The following is an 18,965-nucleotide window of genomic DNA, read 5'->3' on the forward strand; positions in this document are numbered from 1 at the left end:
AAATGAAGTCCTCCTTTGTGTGCATTCACTTATAAACAAAGCCGCGTAAGCGGACAAATTTTGATTCTTTTGTCAATAGTAAAAAATAAAAAGTGGTACCTAGTACGAAATTCACTAGATATCACTTTTCATTGTTGTCAATACCCTTAACTTATTGGCATTGAAACCGAGTTTGGCGTTTTGTTTATCATCTATTCCTATTTTCCTACCTGTTCCAAACGTTCCTTTAACTTTAACTTATTACCAAACCGAAAGAAGAAATCCATCACAATGGGAATCATAAACATAGCACCAAGGGTACATACAGCTTGATAGAAGCTTAAGCGTACCAATACGAACAAATTAGGTAATAAGACCACAGCCGCAATGAATAGGGCTGTCATGATCACAAAGACGATGAAACGAAGTCTTGTAAATGGTATACATACACGATATAAGACAATCAGGGAACTAGTACCTGTTAATAGTACAGTCATCGTTGTCATTTGAGCTTCATTGATTGGTAGAACATTACCTAAGAAGTGTACGAATACAACACTTAATACCACACACAAGGCACCAGGGAAGGCTTTAGAAAATACATTTAATAAGAAGTTACCTTGTACTCTGGCGTGATTTGGTTCAAGGGCTAGGAAGAAAGATGGGATACCAATGGTTAACGATGAAATCAGCGTTAACTGAATTGGTTCAAATGGATATCGGCGAATCAAGAACAATGTTAAGAATGCCAACATGGTAGAGAAGGTCGTTTTTACAAGGAATAAAGAGGCAGCACGTTGAATATTGTTAATGACACGTCTTCCTTCATCCACAATATGAGGCATATGGGCAAAGTTGTTATCTAGTAATACAAGATTGGCAATATTCTTTGCGGCCTCACTACCTTGTGCAACGGAAATACTACAATCGGCTTCTTTTAAAGCCATAACATCATTGACACCATCACCAATCATGGCGGTAATATGTCCTTGTTTCTTTAATGCCGCAATCATCAATTTTTTCTGTTTTGGAGATACACGTCCAAAGATCGTATAGTGTTTCACTACAGCATCAATCTCTTCATCTTTTAAGGTACTAACATCGATATAACGTTCATGATTTTTTAGATTAGCTTTCTTTGCGATAGCATGTACGGTTCTAGGATCATCACCACTAATGACTTTGATATCTACACCCTGTGATAAGAAATAATCTAAAGTCTGTGGGGCTTCTTTACGTATTGGATCACTTAACAATACCAGCGCAAGGATATGACCATCTTTTTCTATATCATCAAATTTAATAGGAGTATCATTTTGCATAAAAACCAGTACACGATTACCCATATTGGCTTGTTTCTCAATTTCTGCGACAATCGCAGGATCTTTTTTATCACATACAAATTCATATGCGCCTAAAACATATGTACCACTTTCAAAGGTCACCGCACTGCATTTACGTGCAGAGGAGAAAGGCAGGATACGGACAGGCTTTTCCATGTGTGCAGGCTTTCCTACAAAGTTTCTGATTGCCATGGCTGTGGCATTTTCATCATGAATCGCTTCTTGAAAGTTCGCCAGTAATGCTTTGATATCTAAGCCTTCTTCCATAACCAGGATATCTTCCACCTGCATATTTCCTTCTGTAATGGTACCTGTCTTATCTAAACAAAGAGTGTCCACTCTTGCCAGGGTTTCTATACAATAAAGCTCTTGAACTAATGTCTGTTTACGAGCTAAATTAATGGTACCAACAGCAAGGGCAACACTTGTCAATAAGACCAGTCCTTCCGGTATCATACCCACAAGGGCCGCAACCATGGCAATGATAGCTTTATCAAAAGGATACCCACTGATAAAGTACTGCTTCACAAACAATGCGATTCCCATTGGAATGATCACAAAACCAATGATTTTAATAATATAATTGATAGAATCTCTTAATTGAGATTTATGTTTTTTAAATACCTTTGCATCTTTCATGATGGTAGAAGCATAATTATCTTCACCAACATGTAATACCTGACATGTAGCATTGCCACTCACCACAAAACTTCCAGAATATAATTCATCACCAGGCTGTTTGATGATGATATCACTTTCACCGGTCACAAGAGATTCATTGACTTCTAAACGACCATCGATCACAATTGCATCCGCAATGATCTGATTGCTGGTAGAAAGGGAAATGATGTCATCTAATACCACATCATCAATATGTATTTCTTTCCATTCACCACTTCGTCTTACTTTCACACTGGATTGTGTAATCAAAGATAATTTATCTAGTACACGTTTTGCACGGATTTCCTGTAAAATACCAATGACGATATTGGATAAAATAACTCCCATAAACAACAGGTTTCGCCATGATCCGATGAAAATGATAAAGCCTGCCAAAACCACATTGATCAGGTTGAATAGTGTAAATATATTATCATGAATAATTTCTTTATAGCTTTTTGAAATACGATCAATTTGTTTATTGACCTGACCTCGTTCCACTCTGGCTGCGACTTGTTCCTCGCTTAAACCATAGCTGCTGTCTATTTCTGTATCTGTTTGTAAATTCATGTTGTCACCCCATGTCTGCTTCATATATATTATACCAATTATATCCTTGAAATACCTTACGCTTTTGTTATTTTTTCTTAAGATATCTAAAATATGTGAGATATCAAAACAGTTTATGGAAGGCATCACATAGAAATATGATAAAGAAGTATAAAGTGATAAATTTATGGTATACTTTCTATTTAGATAATGAGAGATATGATTGTATTTTATGGATAAAACTTGCTATAATAAGCTAATAAATAAAGGAGCTACATTTATGAAAAATATGAAAAAACTATTTGCTGGATTATTGTGTATCACAATAATATTAAGTGGATGTACATCTAACAATCCATCAAAATCATCAAATGTGATGTATGAAATACCCCAGGCAAAAGAAGAAATAATACCACAACATGATGACATTGATTTTAAGGATATGAAATATGAACGTCCAGATATAGATGGAATCTATGCGAAAATCAAGGATACAATAGATAAGGCAAAACAATCAGGACAACAAGACAGCGTGTTATCACAATATGATCAAATCCTAAAAGCTTTACAAAACTATGACCAAATGCAGGTAATTGCCAGTATTCATAATCATCTAGATTTAACCGATACATATTATGAAGAAGAAAATCAGTTATTAGACAATGAGTTTGTAAAATTGGATAATCGTATGAACGAGATGACCAAAATCATCATGGAATCTGAATATAAAGATGCTTTTGTGAAAAAGATGGGACAGGCGTTTATTGATCGCTACGAGGTAAATCGCAAATTAAATTCACCTGAAATTGAAGCATTATCAGAAAAAGAAACCAAACTTATCAATCAATACAATAAGCGTTCTGCAGCAAATGATTATACAACGATAAAAGATGGTAAAACAGTTACGATAGATGATCTTGATTTAAGCTCTTTTGCGGATATTCCAGCCTATTATGAAATCTATGAAAAACGTAATAAGGAACTGGGCGGTATTTATAAAGAACTTGTGAAAACAAGAGTAGAAATAGCGAAAAAACTCGGATATGAAAATTATAGTGATTATGCATACGAGGTATTAAAACGTGATTACAGTAAAGAAGATGCCGCAAAATTTGAAGAAAAAGTATTAAAATATATTGTGCCATTATATCAGAAACTGAATAGTAAATTTAGTGATAAAATACATGCATTACATGATGGTCAGGTAGATGTTGCAGGGGGCATGCCTTATCTTGAAAAAGCACTTCAATCTGAATTTCCAAAAGCTATGCAAGAGGCGTTTGCGTATATGAAGCAACATGGCTTATATGTGTATGATGATCAAAAAAATATGTTGCATGCAGGATATACAACCATTATCGGAAATGAGCCGTTTATGTTTATCAATACCTCTGATTACAAAGATCCAGGTACCATGTTTCATGAATTTGGACATTATTATAATTTCTTTTTAATGGGGGATACCATCTGGAATGATTCTAATAATCTGGATCTTGCGGAAGTTCATTCACAAGGTTTAGAAACATTGATGTATGCTTATTATGAAAACATCTATGGAGAAAATGCAGAGTTAATGGAAATATCAAATTTAATGAATATGTTGAGTAGTATTTTACAGGGGGCATGTGAGGATGAATTCCAGCAGGAAGTCTTTAAAAAACCAGAAATGAGTTTAGAAGAGATGAATCAACTGCACGCAGAACTATATAAAAAATATATGGGATATCCAGTTGAATATGAATGGGTAGACATTCATCATCATTTTGAAACACCGTTCTATTATATCAGTTATGCCACCAGTGCTGCTTCAGCACTTGAAATATGGATGATGAGTATGCATGATCGAGATGATGCATTACAGGCTTATCGTAATATTACACAATATACGCTAAACACTCAATATTTGGAGCCATTAAAAGCTTCCGGATTAAGCAATCCATTTGATAGCGATTTAATTAAGAATATCGCGGATCAATTCACAAAACAATTTTTATAAAAACATCCATCCGCTTATTTGGATGGATTTTCTTTTGGCTTATCCTGTTGTGGCTTTTGTTTTACTGGAGGATGTAACTTCACAGGTTGTATGGGTTTGATGATTTTGTTCATATACAGGACCTCTTTTTCTATGTTCAGTATAACAAAAAGCATCAATATATACAATCTATATGTAAAGCTTTGAAAACTAGTGATAGTGAAATTTAGAATATAGATTGAATAGGAATGAAGTAGATATTATGTTACAATACAAACATTGAAAGGTGGTGTGTAAGGAATGAAAAAATTACCGATTGGTATAGAAAATTTTAAAGAACTTATCGATAAAGGATATTACTATGTTGACAAAACAATGTGAATCAAAGATGTATTAAGTGAAAAACTAGTATCATATACAAGACCAAGGCGTTTTGGTAAAACACTTAACATGAGTATGTTGTATTATTTCTTCTCTAACAAAGAGAAAGATAATGCATATCTATTTGATAATTTAGAAATTTATAAAGAACAGGAAATCATGAAACATCAAAATCAATATCCTGTTATTTTCATATCTTTAAAAGATATGATCGAATCAAGCTTTGAAGCACAAATGGATCGTTACACATCATTAGTTTCAGATATAGTCAAAAAAAATAAAGAGTTATTTGATAGTACACAAATAGATGATGCAGATAAGGATATTTTAAGAAATATTAAATATAGAAAAGGTCAAATGATTGATTTGAAGGAATCTTTATATCGTATATCACAATGCCTACAACAACATTACCATCAAAAAGTTATTATTCTGATAGATGAATATGATGTTCCTTTACACGCTGCCTATAAAAATGGATATTATGATGAAATGGTAAACTTTTTGAAAACGGTTTTCTCATCAGCCTTAAAGACAAATGATGCTTTAGAAAAAGGGATACTAACAGGATGTTTGAGAATCTCTAAAGAAAGTATCTTCACGGGATTGAATAATTTTAAAACATATTCCATTTTAGATATCAAATCAAGTTGTTATTTTGGATTTACTTATCAAGAAGTGGAAGCTTTATTAAAGTTTTATAATTTTGAACGATATATTCAAGAAGTAAAGGATTGGTATGATGGCTATTTGTTTGGAGATACTGATATTTTCAATCCTTGGAGTTCCCTAATGTATGTTGATCGAAAACTTCAAAAAGAAAGTTTAAAGCCAATTTCTTTTTGGGCAAATACAAGTGGAAATGATATTGTCATCAATTATATCAAGGATGGAAATCAAACTTTGCATGATGAATTTGAATTATTGATGCAAGGAAAAACACTGGTAAAAGAAATAAAACCAGAACTTACGTATCGTGATATGGATAATATTAATCATATATATAGTTTCCTATTGATGACGGGATATTTAAAAATATATAAAGAAATAAAAACTAATGAAGTTTATGAATTGGTAATTCCCAATAAAGAAGTTTATAAAATTTATGATCAAAGTTTTATGGATTATTTCAATGAAATTAAACATCAATATGTAAATGAATTCATCCAACTTTTAAATGATGAGGAAGTTGAAAAATCGCAATCTATGTTAAATGATATCTTAGATAGAAGTATTAGTTATTATGATAATTATGAAAGCTTTTACCATGGATTTCTTTTAGGATTGTTTCAAGATCTAGATGTTTCCTCGAATAAAGAGGCAGGGGATGGAAGATTTGATATTGAAATATTACCTAGAAGACTTGATGGAACGGTAATCATCATTGAATGTAAACATTCAGCTACATTAGATGAATTGATGAGCGATAGTCAAAAAGCCGCAAAACAAATCAAGGATAAACGCTATCTTTCAAATCCAAAGTATCAAAAATATAGAAAAAGCGTTGGCTATGGCATATCATTTTTTAAGAAGCAATGCATCATAACAAAAGCATAATGTTTCAGACGTTTAGAAATAAGCGTCTTTTTTGTGGAATTGCACATTTCAAATTGTACTGAAAGATTGGGTATGATATACTTGTCTATGCAAATCTTGGAGGGATTTTTATGAGTATTTTAAATGTACAAAACGTATCACACAGCTTTGGTGGAAGACAAATATTAGAGAATGTATCTTTTCGTTTATTGAATGGAGAACATGTTGGATTGATTGGTGCCAATGGAGAAGGAAAGTCTACTTTTTTAAATATCATCACAGGGAAATTAGCACCTGAAGAAGGCAAGGTAGAATGGTGTAATCGTATCACAACTGGATATCTTGATCAGCATACTTCTCTTGAAAAAGGCAAGAGCATTAAAGAAGTATTACAGGATGCTTTCCATCACTTGTTTGACTTAGAAAAAGAAATGATGGATATGTATGAAAAGATGGGTGATTGTAGTGAGGAAGAAATGGACCATCTGATGAAAGAAGTTGGAGAGATTCAGGATATCTTAGATCACAATGGTTTCTATATGATTGATGCAAAAATCAATGAAGTCGCAAAAGGATTAGGTCTGTTAGATATTGGTTTAGATAAAGATGTGACACAATTATCTGGAGGACAGCGATCTAAAGTGTTATTGAGTAAATTGTTGTTGGAAAATCCAATGATTTTGATTTTGGATGAGCCTACCAACTATTTAGATGAAGAACATATCCGTTGGCTGACAACATTTTTAAGTGAATATCAAAATGCATTTATTCTAGTATCCCATGATATTCCATTCTTAAACGCTGTTACCAACGTGATTTATCATGTGGAAAACTGTATCTTAACACGTTATGCGGGGGACTATCATTATTTTGAGGAACAGTATGCAATGAAAAAGCGTCAGCAGGAAGCAGCCTATAACAAACAGCAAAAAGAAATTGAAGATTTAGAAGATTTCATTGCCCGCAATAAGGCTCGTGTAGCAACGCGAAACATGGCACATTCCAGACAGAAAAAACTGGATAAAATGGATCTTATCAGTAAACCTAAAACCAAAATCAAACCAGTATTTGAATTTATGGAAGCAAGAACGCCGGGCCGTGTGATCTTTGAAGTAAAGGATCTGGTCATTGGATATGATGATCCCTTAACAACACCTTTTCATATGGAATTAGAACGTAATAAAAAGATTGCAATCAAAGGGGTTAATGGTCTGGGTAAGACAACATTATTAAAAACACTGCTAGGTATAATTCCTGCATTATCCGGTCAGGTAGAAGTCGATCCATTTGTGGAAATTGGATTCTTTGAACAAGAAGAACATGGCAATACCAAAACAGCGCTTCAACATTTCTGGGATCACTTTCCAGGACTTACCAATGGAGAAGTACGAGCAGCTCTGGCAAAATGTGGATTGACAACGGATCATATCGAATCTGGCATGTGTGTATTAAGTGGTGGGGAACAGGCAAAAGTACGTTTGGCACTCATCATGAATAAACCTTGTAATGTTCTGGTTCTGGATGAGCCAACCAACCACCTGGATGTGGATGCGAAAGAAGAATTACAGCGTGCATTAAAAGCATACCATGGAACGATTATTCTAGTATCCCACGATCCTGATTTCTATATGGATATCGTAGATGAAGTCATCAATCTGGAGGATTACACTACAAAAGTTTTATAAAATATGGTAGTTACACGATCCATATAAATATGAATATATCAATTTTTAAGTAAATGGCAGGTATTTTATCTGCCATTTTTACATATGATGGTAAAAGTTCTCCTCAAAAAGGGATATTTTGCATTGGTAAATAAAGATAATCACATTTTACAATGCTTTCTTTACATTCTTATGATACAATATTACTAGATACGAGGCGATAAACAATGGACTTAACGTTACAACTGAACGCACGACTACGTCCTAACGATCGAGGGGACTTATACGAAAACAGGTTAGATGAGTATTTAAAAAAAGAGGGTATCGGGGAATGCATTGGTGGAGGAACCATGCAGTTAGCAAGTGGGGAAATTGAATATTGTGACGTCAATGTTTCCATTGAGGATTCTTATACAGCATTGGATACCATGAAAAAGATTTTAAAAGAAATTGGTGTACCCAAAGGATCCTTATTGTATAATGATGAGGTATACTTGCCAGTTGGTGATTTAGAGGGAATGGCAATTTATTTAAATGGTGTGGATTTACCAGATAATGTCTATGATCAATGTGATATCAATCAGGTTATCTCAGATATCAATATCAGAATCGAAAATGTTGGATCTTTCTACAGTTATTGGGAAGGACCTATGGAAACTGCATTATATTTCTATGGATCTTCTTTCTATAATATGAGAAAACAGATTCAGGTATTTGTGAAGCATCATCCACTCTGTCAGAAATGCAGAATTGAACAAATTGCGTAAAGATATGTCTTGTTAGATATATCTTTTTTTCTATCGCATATACTGATTCTGGAGGGTAATACTTATGCAAAATGAATTTGGATTACACAAGGAATCAAAGCATCCTTATTTTGAAGGATGGTATATCAAAGGTATGCAAGAGGATATCATCTTTTCCATCATTATCGGGATACAATATCAAAGCTCACAAACATTAGCATTTATTCAGTTTATGGATACAATACATCAAACATCTGTATATGAGGTGTATGAAGAACCACAATTATACGTACAATCTAATCCATTCATATTAAAACTGAAAGATACAATACTTACAGAAGACAGTTTACATCTTTGTATGGAAAGTATCCAGGCTGATCTTGTATTTGATGAGAAAACAGCGCTGACTTCTAGTCGATATATGCCAACAATCATGGGTCCGTTTGCATATCTGCCTATGCAATGTCATCATGCAGTCATATCACTTCATCATCAGATCAGTGGCAGATTGACCATGAGGGAGAAATCTTATGATATCAATGGCATTGGTTATATTGAAAAAGATCGGGGAACTTCTTTTCCTTCTCAATATGTATGGTTTCAGGCAAATCATACAGACAGGAATACAGGGCTGTTTTTATCCATTGCGGATATCCCACTTAAGCCAATATCATTTACTGGGATCATTGCGGTTTTATATGTGAATGATAAACAATATCGTTTTGCTAGTTATCTAGGTGCTCATATCCAACAGATGAAATTCATACAAAAAGATGAAGTACATGTGGATATCATAATTAAACAAAGACAATTATGCCTGAAACTTCATTTGATTCAAAAAGATATCTGTGAACTGCATGCACCTTATGAAGGGGATATGCATATCAAAATAGGCGAAAGTTTAAATAGTGTAGGACATGTCATATTTTCTATTGGAAAGAATGTCATCTATGAAGATACCTTTATGCATGCAGGATTAGAAATCGTGGGATATCCGATAGAGCAGGCAGAATAAATAGTAATACAGATTTCTTATTTTGAGATGCCATCAAGCAAAAAGTGAAACCTGACATTTACACATATTCAAAAAAAGGCTATGATGATAGCCTTTTTACTGTTAAGTTGATACTCATTCATGAAGAACATAGGGAACACTGATGATGGATACATTTCGCATATAAGATAACTTGTGTTTTAATAACAGCGATGTTTGATTATGCAGAATATTTTTCTGTACATGGGTCACAACAAACTGTGGGATAATGATGGTGAGTGTCTGTTGTGGTAGTAAATGCTTTGCTTCTTCCTCAATATGATGTAACAAGGTTTCATTGATGTTACGATAAGGTGCCTGTTCACAACATAAAGGAATATCAAGTTGTAAACATCCATATTTATGCTGTAGCTTTTGTGTGGCATATGCATCCACATCCACATGATAGATTTCCATATTATCACAATGTAGGGTATATGCATAATTGACAGCTTTAATGAAGGAACGGTTAATGGAATCAACTGGTAAGATGATCCTTGTAGGAACAGGTTGTTTTCGAATCAGCGAATCATTAATTTCTGTGATATCTAAATCACGTTTTACCTGTTCATAATGCTGATGGATCTTTCTCATAACGAAAACGAAAATAGGAATACACAACAAGACGATCCAAGCACCATGAAAGAATTTACTTGCCGCAATAATCATACAGGTAATGGCAGTAATAATTGTGCCTAAGCCATTGATAAAAGCTTTGTGTTTCCATTTTCCTTCTTTGGTTTTTAACCAGCGAACAAACATACCAGCCTGTGATAAAGTAAAAGATAAAAAGACACCGACTGCATATAAAGGCATTAAGTGATGGGTATTTGCATGAAAAATCATAACCAAGGAAGCTGATAACAAAAATAACATGATGATACCGTTAGAAAAGCTTAAACGTGAACCTCTTGCCATAAACTGACGAGGCACATAGCCATCTTTTGCCAGAATAGAAAATAACAATGGCAGATCTGCAAAAGCAGTATTGGCAGCCATTGTTAAGATAATGGCTGTTGTGGCCTGTACGATATAAAACATTAGAGTATCATTTCCAAAGACATGGGAAGATATCTGTGCAATCGCTGTTACATTTTCATTAGGAACCACATGATACATAGTCGCAAGAAAACATACGCCCACAAAGATCATAAATACAATACACGCTAATAGTGTCAATACGCGTTTGGCATTCTTTTGGGCAGGTGCTTTAAAATTAGGAATTCCATCACTGACAGCTTCCACACCTGTTAAAGCAGTACAGCCACTGGAGAATGCTTTTAAGAATAATACAAGTGTCAAATCCTGCATTGGCTGATGTAAATCGGCAGAAACAGGTGGTATTTCTTTTAGAACCAATACTTTGATGATACCTGTAATAATCATGATCAGGATAGAAATCATAAACATATACGTAGGTAATCCAAATAAGATACTGGATTCACGCATGCCTCTTAAATTACCGATAGCAAGTAAGCTGACCATCACGAAAGCAATTAATGTCTTATATGGTAAAAGTGATGGGAAGGCAGAGGTAATAGCAGCTGTACCTGCACAAATACTGACAGCGACTGTCAATACATAATCAATTGCCAAAGAAGATGCCGCAACAAGTCCGGCAGTCTTTCCTAAATTTTCACTTGCGACGATATAAGAACCGCCCCCTTGTGGATATGCAGATATGGTCTGACGATAGGAGAATACCAAAATCATAAGTAAACAGATAATGGCAAAAGCTACTCCCATAAGTGGACGATAAGAAGCAAGTCCAAGAACGGGAATTAATACCATTAAGATTTCCTCACATGCATAAGATACACTGGATATCGCATCACTGGATAATATCGGCAGTCCCCATAAAACACTGAATTTTTCATGATCCAGTTCATCACTTTTAAGTGATCTGCCTAAAACAATACGTTTAATCTTCTGAAACATAAGCAATTTCCTCTCTTTTCTTATCTCTTTCGATTGGATATCATTCTAGTCTTTTTGTAGGTAAAGTCAATAAAGGGGAATTGCTCTTAACACAATCTTTACAGAAAGCGGATACAAAAAAAGTGATGCTTTCATTACATCACTTTATTACAGCCAGCTGATTTTATTCTCTGTACCATTTTTAATTTTTACAATATTGCCACGATGACGATAGATGACAAGCACTGTCAACAGCCAGCTGGCAAGGATTACTTCAAAACTGATATTGTATTGCATAATCGTAATGTAGATGCTGCTTACAATAGCCGCAACCATACTTGCCAAAGATACCATCTTTCCAAGATATAATACAATCAGAAAGAAAATCAAAGGCACAAGCACATACCATAAATTACCAAATGTAAAAATGGAAGTACTCAATAAAAAACCAAACATGGTGGCCACTGCCTTACCTCCATGAAAGCCAGCAAATACTGGATAACAATGTCCGATGGCAGCCGCAAGTCCTGCCCATATGCTTGCTTCACGATCAAATTGTGCAACGATTGCTACCGCAAGTACAACTTTAAATACATCACACAGGATGACAGAAATACCTGCTTTTTTTCCGAGTACACGACCAGCATTGGTGCCGCCTAAGTTGCCACTGCCAAAATTTCTAACATCTGTTTTATAAAAGACTTTTCCGATGACTAACGCAAAAGGAATACTTCCTAGTAGATAGCCAAGTCCAAGATACCAAATCCAATTTACATCCATACACTTCACCTCATATATATCAACTCCATTATTTTAGCATTATTTTGTCGAATAGGGAAGAAAATCGAGGGAAAACAGTAAAAAGTTAAAAAAATAATCTTCCTTTTTTCAAAATCTAGGGTATAATTTATGGGTTGTCAAATGATACGTAGGATTCATATACGTAAATATAAAAAGTAAGGAGAGTGATTGTATGGCAGAAAAAGCTTACGATGGAAGCAGTATACAGATTCTGGAAGGCCTTGATGCTGTACGTAAAAGACCGGGTATGTATATCGGAAGTACAGATGCAAGGGGACTTCATCACCTGGTGTGGGAGATCGTTGATAACTCTATTGATGAGGCACTCAATGGTCATGGTAATTGTATCCATATCACGATTGAAGAAGGCGGAAGTATCTGCGTAGAAGATGAAGGTCGTGGAATGCCAGTCGATATGCATGCCAGCGGTGTGCCGGCATTACAGGTTATCTTTACAGTACTGCATGCAGGAGGTAAATTCTCTGAAGCTGGTGGATATAAAACTTCCGGTGGTCTGCATGGGGTTGGTGCCAGCGTTGTCAATGCCTTGTGTGAATGGGTAGAAGTAAGTGTTTATCGTGATAATAAGATTTATCAGATGACATTCCATGATGGTGGTAAACGTGTATCCGAGTTGCAAGTGATTGGAAAAACAAACAAGACCGGCAGCAAGGTGCGTTTTATGCCAGATAAGACCATGTTTTCTACGACTAAGTTTTCCTTTCATCAGATTGCGGAACGTGCAAGAGAAGATGCTTTCTTAATCAAAGGTTTAAAACTATGTGTAAAAGATGAACGTAAAGATAAAGAGCGAGAAGAAATCTATCATTATGAAGAAGGTCTTGTGGCATTCATGGATTATTTACATGAAGACAAACAGACATTCCATAAACCAGTATCGTTTTCTGGTGTATCCAATGATATCAAGGTAGACTGTTGTTTCCAGTATACGGATGAATATCAGGAAAATATCTTTAGCTTTGTCAATATCGTGCGTACCAAAGATGGTGGAACACATGAAACCGGCGCAAAGAATGCATTCACAAAAGTATTTAATGATTACGCAAGAAGAAATGGTATCTTAAAAGATAAAGATAAGAACTTTGAAGGAAGCGATGTACGTGAAGGACTAACGATTATTTTATCGGTTGGAATTCCTGAACACCTTCTTCAATTTGAAGGCCAGACCAAAGGCAAACTTGGTACTCCGGAAGCAAAACCAGCCGTAGAGGCATTGATTTCAGAAAAATTGAATTTCTTCTTAGAAGAAAATAAAGAACTGGCAATGACATTGATCAAAAAGATGCAGCGCGCAAGTACTGCACGTGAGGCAGCTCGTAAAGCAAGAGAAGATGCCAGAAAAGGCAAAAGCAAAGGCAAAACAGAAAAAATCTTATCTGGAAAACTTGCCAGTGCCCAATCAAAAGATGCCAGAAAAAAAGAATTGTATCTTGTCGAAGGGGATTCTGCCGGCGGTAGTGCAAAACAGGGCCGAGATAGTAAATATCAGGCGATATTGCCACTTCGAGGTAAGGTGTTAAATACCGAAAAAGCAAGTATCACCAATATTGAAAAGAATGAAGAATTGAATACGATCATCCATGCACTTGGTGCTGGTGTTGGCGCTAACTTCCATGCGGAGGATTCCAATTATCACAAAGTCATTATCATGACCGATGCCGATACCGATGGTGCACATATTCAGATCTTATTACTGACATTCTTTTATCGCTATATGCGTGAATTAATTGAAAAAGGCATGGTATATATTGCACTGCCACCTTTATATAAATTACAAAAGGGAAAAGAAATCGCTTATGCTTGGACAGATGAAGAATTAGACCACTTGCGTAAAACATTCCCAAAAGGCTACAACTTACAGCGTTACAAAGGTTTGGGTGAAATGAATGCCGATCAGTTATGGGATACCACGATGTGTCCTGAAACAAGAACCCTGATTCAGGTCAGCATTGATGATGCTGTGATCGCAGAAAAACGTGTTTCTGTGTTGATGGGAGATAAAGCCAACCTACGTCGTGATTGGATTGAAGAAAATGTATCCTTCACATTAGAAGATGATTATAATCTGGAGGTGAGATAATTCATGAAAAAGAAAATTGAAGAACCAATCGAAACACATGCAAACGTGATTACCTCACCACTTGAAGAAATCATGGGGGATCGATTTGGACGATATTCAAAATACATCATTCAAGAACGTGCCCTTCCAGATGCACGAGATGGTTTAAAACCAGTACAGCGAAGAATTCTATACGCCATGTATGAAGATGGCAACTTGTGGGATAAAGGCTATCGTAAATCCGCAAAGACAGTCGGTTTGGTCATTGGTAATTATCATCCACATGGAGATTCCAGCGTATATGATGCCATGGTACGTATGTCCCAGGAATGGAAAATCCGTTCTCCACAAATCGATATGCAGGGAAACAATGGATCTATCGATGATGACCCTGCCGCTGCCATGCGTTATACCGAAGCAAGACTTGGAAAAATCAGTGAATATCTGTTAAAGGATATTGAGAAAGATACCGTGCAATGGGCACCTAACTTTGACGATACGGCATGGGAACCAACTGTTTTACCAGCACGTTATCCCAATCTGTTAGTCAATGGTATCACAGGTATTGCCGCAGGATATGCGACCAATATTCCACCACATAACTTATGTGAAGCAATTGATGCGACCATCTATCGTATCCAGCATCCAGATTGTTCTTTAGATGATTTGATGCAGTTTGTGAAAGGACCAGATTTTCCAACAGGTGGAATTGTACAGGGAATTGATGGAATCCGTGAAGCATTTAAAACTGGACGTGGAAAAATCATGGTGCGCAGTAAAGTTAGTATTGAACAAGCAAAAACTGTTCAACAAATCGTTGTACACGAAATACCATATGAAGTCGTCAAAAGCAATATGGTGAAAAAGATTGACGATATTCGCTTAAATAAAAAAATCGATGGAATCTTAGATGTTCGTGATGAAAGTGATCGTAAAGGATTGCGTGTGGTTGTGGATATCAAAAAAGATATGGATGCCAATCTGATTTTAAACTACTTATATAAAAATACTGATTTACAGGTGTCTTACAACTACAACGTTGTGGCAATTGTCAACAAGCGCCCAGTGCAAATGGGTCTGGCACAAATGCTGGATGCCTTTATTGAACATCGTAATGAAGTTATCTTAAAACGCAGCCGTTATGATTTAGACAAAAAACAGCAGCGCTGTCATATATTAGAGGGATTGATCAAAGCTATCAGCATTCTGGATGAAATCATCGCACTTATTCGCTCATCCAAAGATAAAGCAGATTCTAAACGCAGAATCATAGAAGCTTTCAACTTTACAGAGGAACAGGCAGAAGCTATCGTCACGATGCGCTTATATCGTTTAAGTAATACAGATATCTGCCAATTACAGGAAGAACATGCATCTTTATTGAAAGAAATTGCCCAACTGCAAAGTATTCTGAATGATCCAAAAGTTTTAAGAAAAGTTATGATTTCTGAATTAAAAGAAGTCAAAAAAGCGTTCCCAGTAGAACGTCTGACAAAAATTGAAGAAGAAATCGAAGAAATCGTTATTGATAAAGTCGCCATGATCAATAGTGAGCAGGTGATGTTTACCGTATCAAGAGATGGATACTTTAAACGTGTATCTATGCGTAGCTATGGTGCTGCCAATAATGCAATGACAGGCTTAAAAGAGGAAGATCGTTTGGTCGGCTGGGGTGAAGTTAATACATTGGATCATGTGATTTTCTTTACAAACCAGGGGACCTATGGATATACACCGGTTTATGAAGTAGAGGAAGCCAAATGGAAAGATATTGGAAGTCATTTAAATAATACTTTAAAAATATCCAGTGATGAAAAGATCACAGATGCCTATGTCGTTTCAAATTTCAAAACCAATGCGTATATGATTTCTGTAACCAAAAAAGGTTTGATCAAGCGTACAAAAGTATCAGATTATGAAGTCAGCCGAAACAATAAAACAATGAGCAATATGAAGCTGTTGGAAGGCGATGAAGTTATTGGTACCTATGTTGCTTATGATGGTGATGAAATCTTATTAGCAAGTCGCAATGGATTTGTGACACGCTATCCGATTTCCTTGATTCCTATTACTTCTCCAAGAAGTAAGGGCGTAAAGGCAATGAATCTCGTTAATGATGATATTGCGAGTGCGATTGTACATCGAGAAGCAGGCAATCAGCTTGTTGTGTTTAGTGATACACTTGCGATGAAACGTTTGAAATTAAGCGAAATCGATATCACAGGGCGCCCTGTAAAGGGAAATATGATTTGTAAGAAAGTAAAATCTAAGCCTTATCAAATCGCATATATTGGTATCTATGATATCAATGATGAAATTATCATCAGCAATGATGCTTATCATCGTTTCTTTGCGAAAGATATCTCCTTAATGAGTAAAGATGCAACATTCTCTACACCATTTAAACATACAGGTGATTTCTATGTGATGAAGCCACTTGAAAAGCTACAGCAGGTGGAAATGACAAGTGATGATCTATCTGATGAAGAAACGGAAGATTTTGAAGAAGTAAGCTTATTTGAATAATGAAGAACTGCCAAATAAAAGGCAGTTTTTTTCATTTAGGTTACCTAAAATATTCATATAAAACGCAAAAAAAACACCAAAAATTTAACATAAAGTGAAAATTCATAAAACATTACTTTTATAGCTCTATAAAACAATGTAAAAAAGTCGTTGACATCTATGGGTAAACAGATTATAGTTACACTATTCAAACATAATTCAAAAAAAAGAAAGAGGCGATTAAATGAGCTATGAGAAACAATATGTACCATTTTCAGATTTAATAGAAATGTTGAAAGAGGATAAGAATATCAATGTACATACACTAAAAGAAAAGATATTCAAAGAACGCACGTATGTTTCCATCATCAACCCATATAAAGATTACTTATGCTTGGAAAAAGGTGATGTGCATCGAGTGTATCCTAATAATCTTGATTTTAAATACTTTAAAAAATTTTAATAAATTATATATGTCTTTTTGACTATCTTTTTATATCTCCTTAAATGTCCGCAAAGCCTTATTTTATAGGCTCTACGGGCATTTTGCTTTTGTGGTAAACCTCACATATCTAGGTCTATCTTCTTATATTTTCGCTATCAAGCGTGGTTAAAATCGTGGTAAATACTTCTATGCGATTAGACGCTGAACCTCTGATTTTGCGGTATCTATGGACGCATGAGCGTACCAGTTCATTGTGATATTAATGTTTGAATGTCCCATGATATACTGTAAATCTTTTGGGTTCATGTTCTTGCTTGCCAGTCTTGTGCAGAATGTATGGCGTAGCGTATGCGGTGTGATATGTGGCAAGGGATTGTCCTTGTGGTGCTTGTTATATTTCTTTACCATACGGACAAATAAGGCGTTGTAATCAATCGCAACTTTGGGCTTGCCTTTATGATTGACAAATAAGAAATTGCTCTGTCCGTCTATCACAAATGGTTCTGCCTTTGGGCGTTTCTTCATAACCCGTTGAAATGCCTGTATTGTTTCTCTACTTAATGGCACTTGTCTTATTCCGCTTTTCGTCTTAGGCGTTTCAATATAATAGCCCTGTTCCTTGCTCTTTAGTAACTGGTGGTCGATAATTACAACTTCATTCTTGAAATCAATATCAGCTACTGTCAGTCCGCACAGTTCCGAGATACGAAGTCCAGTCTTTAACAGTATCAGCACATCATCATAATGCTTGTGATACACATTGTCTGTCTTGATAAATGAGAGTAAGGCTTGTTCCTGTTCCTCTGTCAATGCGACTTTCTCTTTGGTATCATTTTCTAGGACTTCACTTAACTTAAAATCAAAAGGGTTCTTCCTTACACAATCGTCTTGTATGGCGATATAGAATGACGCTTTTAACGAGCGTTTATGGTTGTTAATGGTGTTATAGGAAAAGCTTTTATCTTTCATGCGTAACGCCCATTCCTTAGCGTCAGAGGGTTTTATCGTATCAATGCTCCTAGCACCCAACTTGTCCTCTTTCAATAACCGCATGAGTTGTTCCCGTTGTTTCTGTGTACTTTTCTTCACATTTGCTCTCTGTGCGTTCTGTTTGGCATAAAGTTGGCAAAGTGTCATTTTCTTGCCTGTGCTGTCGATACCGTCCTCAATATCCCGTCTTATCTGCTGTTCCAGTTCACGAAGTGAGGGTTTTTCCCGTTTTTCCTTTGGTGTCGGGTCTGTGGGTGTCAATCTCCAAGCATACACATATTTTGTGTTTCCAAATGCGTCTACATATTTATATAAGTATTTCCCGTCTGTTCGTTGGCTCTCTCCAGTATGCAGGATACGT

At 35.6% G+C, this 18,965-nt stretch carries 12 protein-coding genes and 1 pseudogene; 9 read left to right on the forward strand and 4 right to left on the reverse strand.

What is annotated here, in order from left to right; all coding sequences use genetic code 11:
* Positions 1-197: 197 nt before the first annotated feature.
* The gene (locus tag DW114_RS20060) at positions 198-2,552 is read right to left on the reverse strand and encodes an HAD-IC family P-type ATPase (RefSeq protein WP_117456015.1); all 2,355 of its coding nucleotides are present in this window, start codon (positions 2,550-2,552) and stop codon (positions 198-200) included.
* A 259-nt stretch (positions 2,553-2,811) separates the two neighbouring features.
* Between DW114_RS20060 and DW114_RS20065 the strand changes: the two genes are divergently transcribed.
* The 6 genes and pseudogenes from DW114_RS20065 (at position 2,812) to DW114_RS20085 (ending at position 9,848) form a co-directional block, all read left to right on the forward strand.
* Positions 2,812-4,527: a peptidase M3 gene (locus tag DW114_RS20065; RefSeq protein WP_117456017.1), complete on the forward strand. Its 1,716-nt coding sequence runs from the start codon at positions 2,812-2,814 to the stop codon at positions 4,525-4,527.
* A 279-nt stretch (positions 4,528-4,806) separates the two neighbouring features.
* A pseudogene (locus DW114_RS21865) lies at positions 4,807-5,631 on the forward strand (AAA family ATPase); the annotation flags it as partial.
* A gap of 462 nt (positions 5,632-6,093) precedes the next feature.
* The gene (locus DW114_RS21870; protein WP_117579952.1) at positions 6,094-6,444 is read left to right on the forward strand and encodes a PD-(D/E)XK nuclease domain-containing protein; all 351 of its coding nucleotides are present in this window, start codon (positions 6,094-6,096) and stop codon (positions 6,442-6,444) included.
* 110 nt (positions 6,445-6,554) lie between these two features.
* Positions 6,555-8,108: an ABC-F family ATP-binding cassette domain-containing protein gene (locus DW114_RS20075; protein WP_117456019.1), complete on the forward strand. Its 1,554-nt coding sequence runs from the start codon at positions 6,555-6,557 to the stop codon at positions 8,106-8,108.
* A gap of 206 nt (positions 8,109-8,314) precedes the next feature.
* Positions 8,315-8,854, forward strand: a complete 540-nt coding sequence (locus DW114_RS20080) for a hypothetical protein (RefSeq protein ID WP_117456021.1) — start codon at positions 8,315-8,317, stop codon at positions 8,852-8,854.
* A 64-nt stretch (positions 8,855-8,918) separates the two neighbouring features.
* Positions 8,919-9,848 (forward strand): hypothetical protein, encoded by a 930-nt coding sequence (locus DW114_RS20085; RefSeq protein ID WP_117456023.1) that lies wholly within the window; start codon positions 8,919-8,921, stop codon positions 9,846-9,848.
* Positions 9,849-9,962: 114 nt separating this feature from the next.
* Here DW114_RS20085 and DW114_RS20090 read toward each other — a convergent pair whose 3' ends face one another.
* Positions 9,963-11,804, reverse strand: a complete 1,842-nt coding sequence (locus DW114_RS20090) for an APC family permease (protein WP_117456025.1) — start codon at positions 11,802-11,804, stop codon at positions 9,963-9,965.
* 147 nt (positions 11,805-11,951) lie between these two features.
* The gene (plsY, locus tag DW114_RS20095) at positions 11,952-12,563 is read right to left on the reverse strand and encodes a glycerol-3-phosphate 1-O-acyltransferase PlsY (RefSeq protein WP_117456027.1); all 612 of its coding nucleotides are present in this window, start codon (positions 12,561-12,563) and stop codon (positions 11,952-11,954) included.
* Positions 12,564-12,756: 193 nt separating this feature from the next.
* Between plsY and parE the strand changes: the two genes are divergently transcribed.
* From parE to DW114_RS21875, 3 genes are all read left to right on the forward strand, one after another.
* Entirely contained in the window at positions 12,757-14,685 is a 1,929-nt protein-coding gene (gene parE / locus DW114_RS20100) for a DNA topoisomerase IV subunit B (protein WP_117456029.1), read from the forward strand.
* A gap of 3 nt (positions 14,686-14,688) precedes the next feature.
* Positions 14,689-17,190, forward strand: coding sequence for a DNA topoisomerase IV subunit A (gene parC / locus DW114_RS20105; protein WP_117456031.1), 2,502 nt, complete (start codon positions 14,689-14,691; stop codon positions 17,188-17,190).
* 223 nt (positions 17,191-17,413) lie between these two features.
* A complete protein-coding gene (locus tag DW114_RS21875) occupies positions 17,414-17,632 on the forward strand; it encodes a hypothetical protein (protein ID WP_233511389.1) in 219 nt (72 codons plus the stop codon).
* Positions 17,633-17,800: 168 nt separating this feature from the next.
* Here DW114_RS21875 and DW114_RS20115 read toward each other — a convergent pair.
* A partial coding sequence (locus tag DW114_RS20115; RefSeq protein ID WP_233512195.1) for a tyrosine-type recombinase/integrase occupies positions 17,801-18,965 on the reverse strand: 1,165 nt, incomplete at its 5' end.

The sequence above is a fragment of the Absiella sp. AM09-50 genome, assembly GCF_003433845.1.
GTDB classification, from domain to species: Bacteria; Bacillota_I; Bacilli_A; order Erysipelotrichales; family Erysipelotrichaceae; genus Hoskinsella; species Hoskinsella hominis.

Excerpts from the sequence above, each read along its gene's own strand:
- DW114_RS20060 (WP_117456015.1), bottom strand. The coding sequence starts at position 2,552 with ATGAATTTACAAACAGATACAGAAATAGACAGCAGCTATGGTTTAAGC.
- DW114_RS20065 (WP_117456017.1), top strand. The coding sequence starts at position 2,812 with ATGAAAAATATGAAAAAACTATTTGCTGGATTATTGTGTATCACAATA.
- DW114_RS21870 (WP_117579952.1), top strand. The coding sequence starts at position 6,094 with ATGTTAAATGATATCTTAGATAGAAGTATTAGTTATTATGATAATTAT.
- DW114_RS20075 (WP_117456019.1), top strand. The coding sequence starts at position 6,555 with ATGAGTATTTTAAATGTACAAAACGTATCACACAGCTTTGGTGGAAGA.
- DW114_RS20080 (WP_117456021.1), top strand. The coding sequence starts at position 8,315 with ATGGACTTAACGTTACAACTGAACGCACGACTACGTCCTAACGATCGA.
- DW114_RS20085 (WP_117456023.1), top strand. The coding sequence starts at position 8,919 with ATGCAAAATGAATTTGGATTACACAAGGAATCAAAGCATCCTTATTTT.
- DW114_RS20090 (WP_117456025.1), bottom strand. The coding sequence starts at position 11,804 with ATGTTTCAGAAGATTAAACGTATTGTTTTAGGCAGATCACTTAAAAGT.
- plsY (WP_117456027.1), bottom strand. The coding sequence starts at position 12,563 with ATGGATGTAAATTGGATTTGGTATCTTGGACTTGGCTATCTACTAGGA.
- parE (WP_117456029.1), top strand. The coding sequence starts at position 12,757 with ATGGCAGAAAAAGCTTACGATGGAAGCAGTATACAGATTCTGGAAGGC.
- parC (WP_117456031.1), top strand. The coding sequence starts at position 14,689 with ATGAAAAAGAAAATTGAAGAACCAATCGAAACACATGCAAACGTGATT.
- DW114_RS21875 (WP_233511389.1), top strand. The coding sequence starts at position 17,414 with ATGAGCTATGAGAAACAATATGTACCATTTTCAGATTTAATAGAAATG.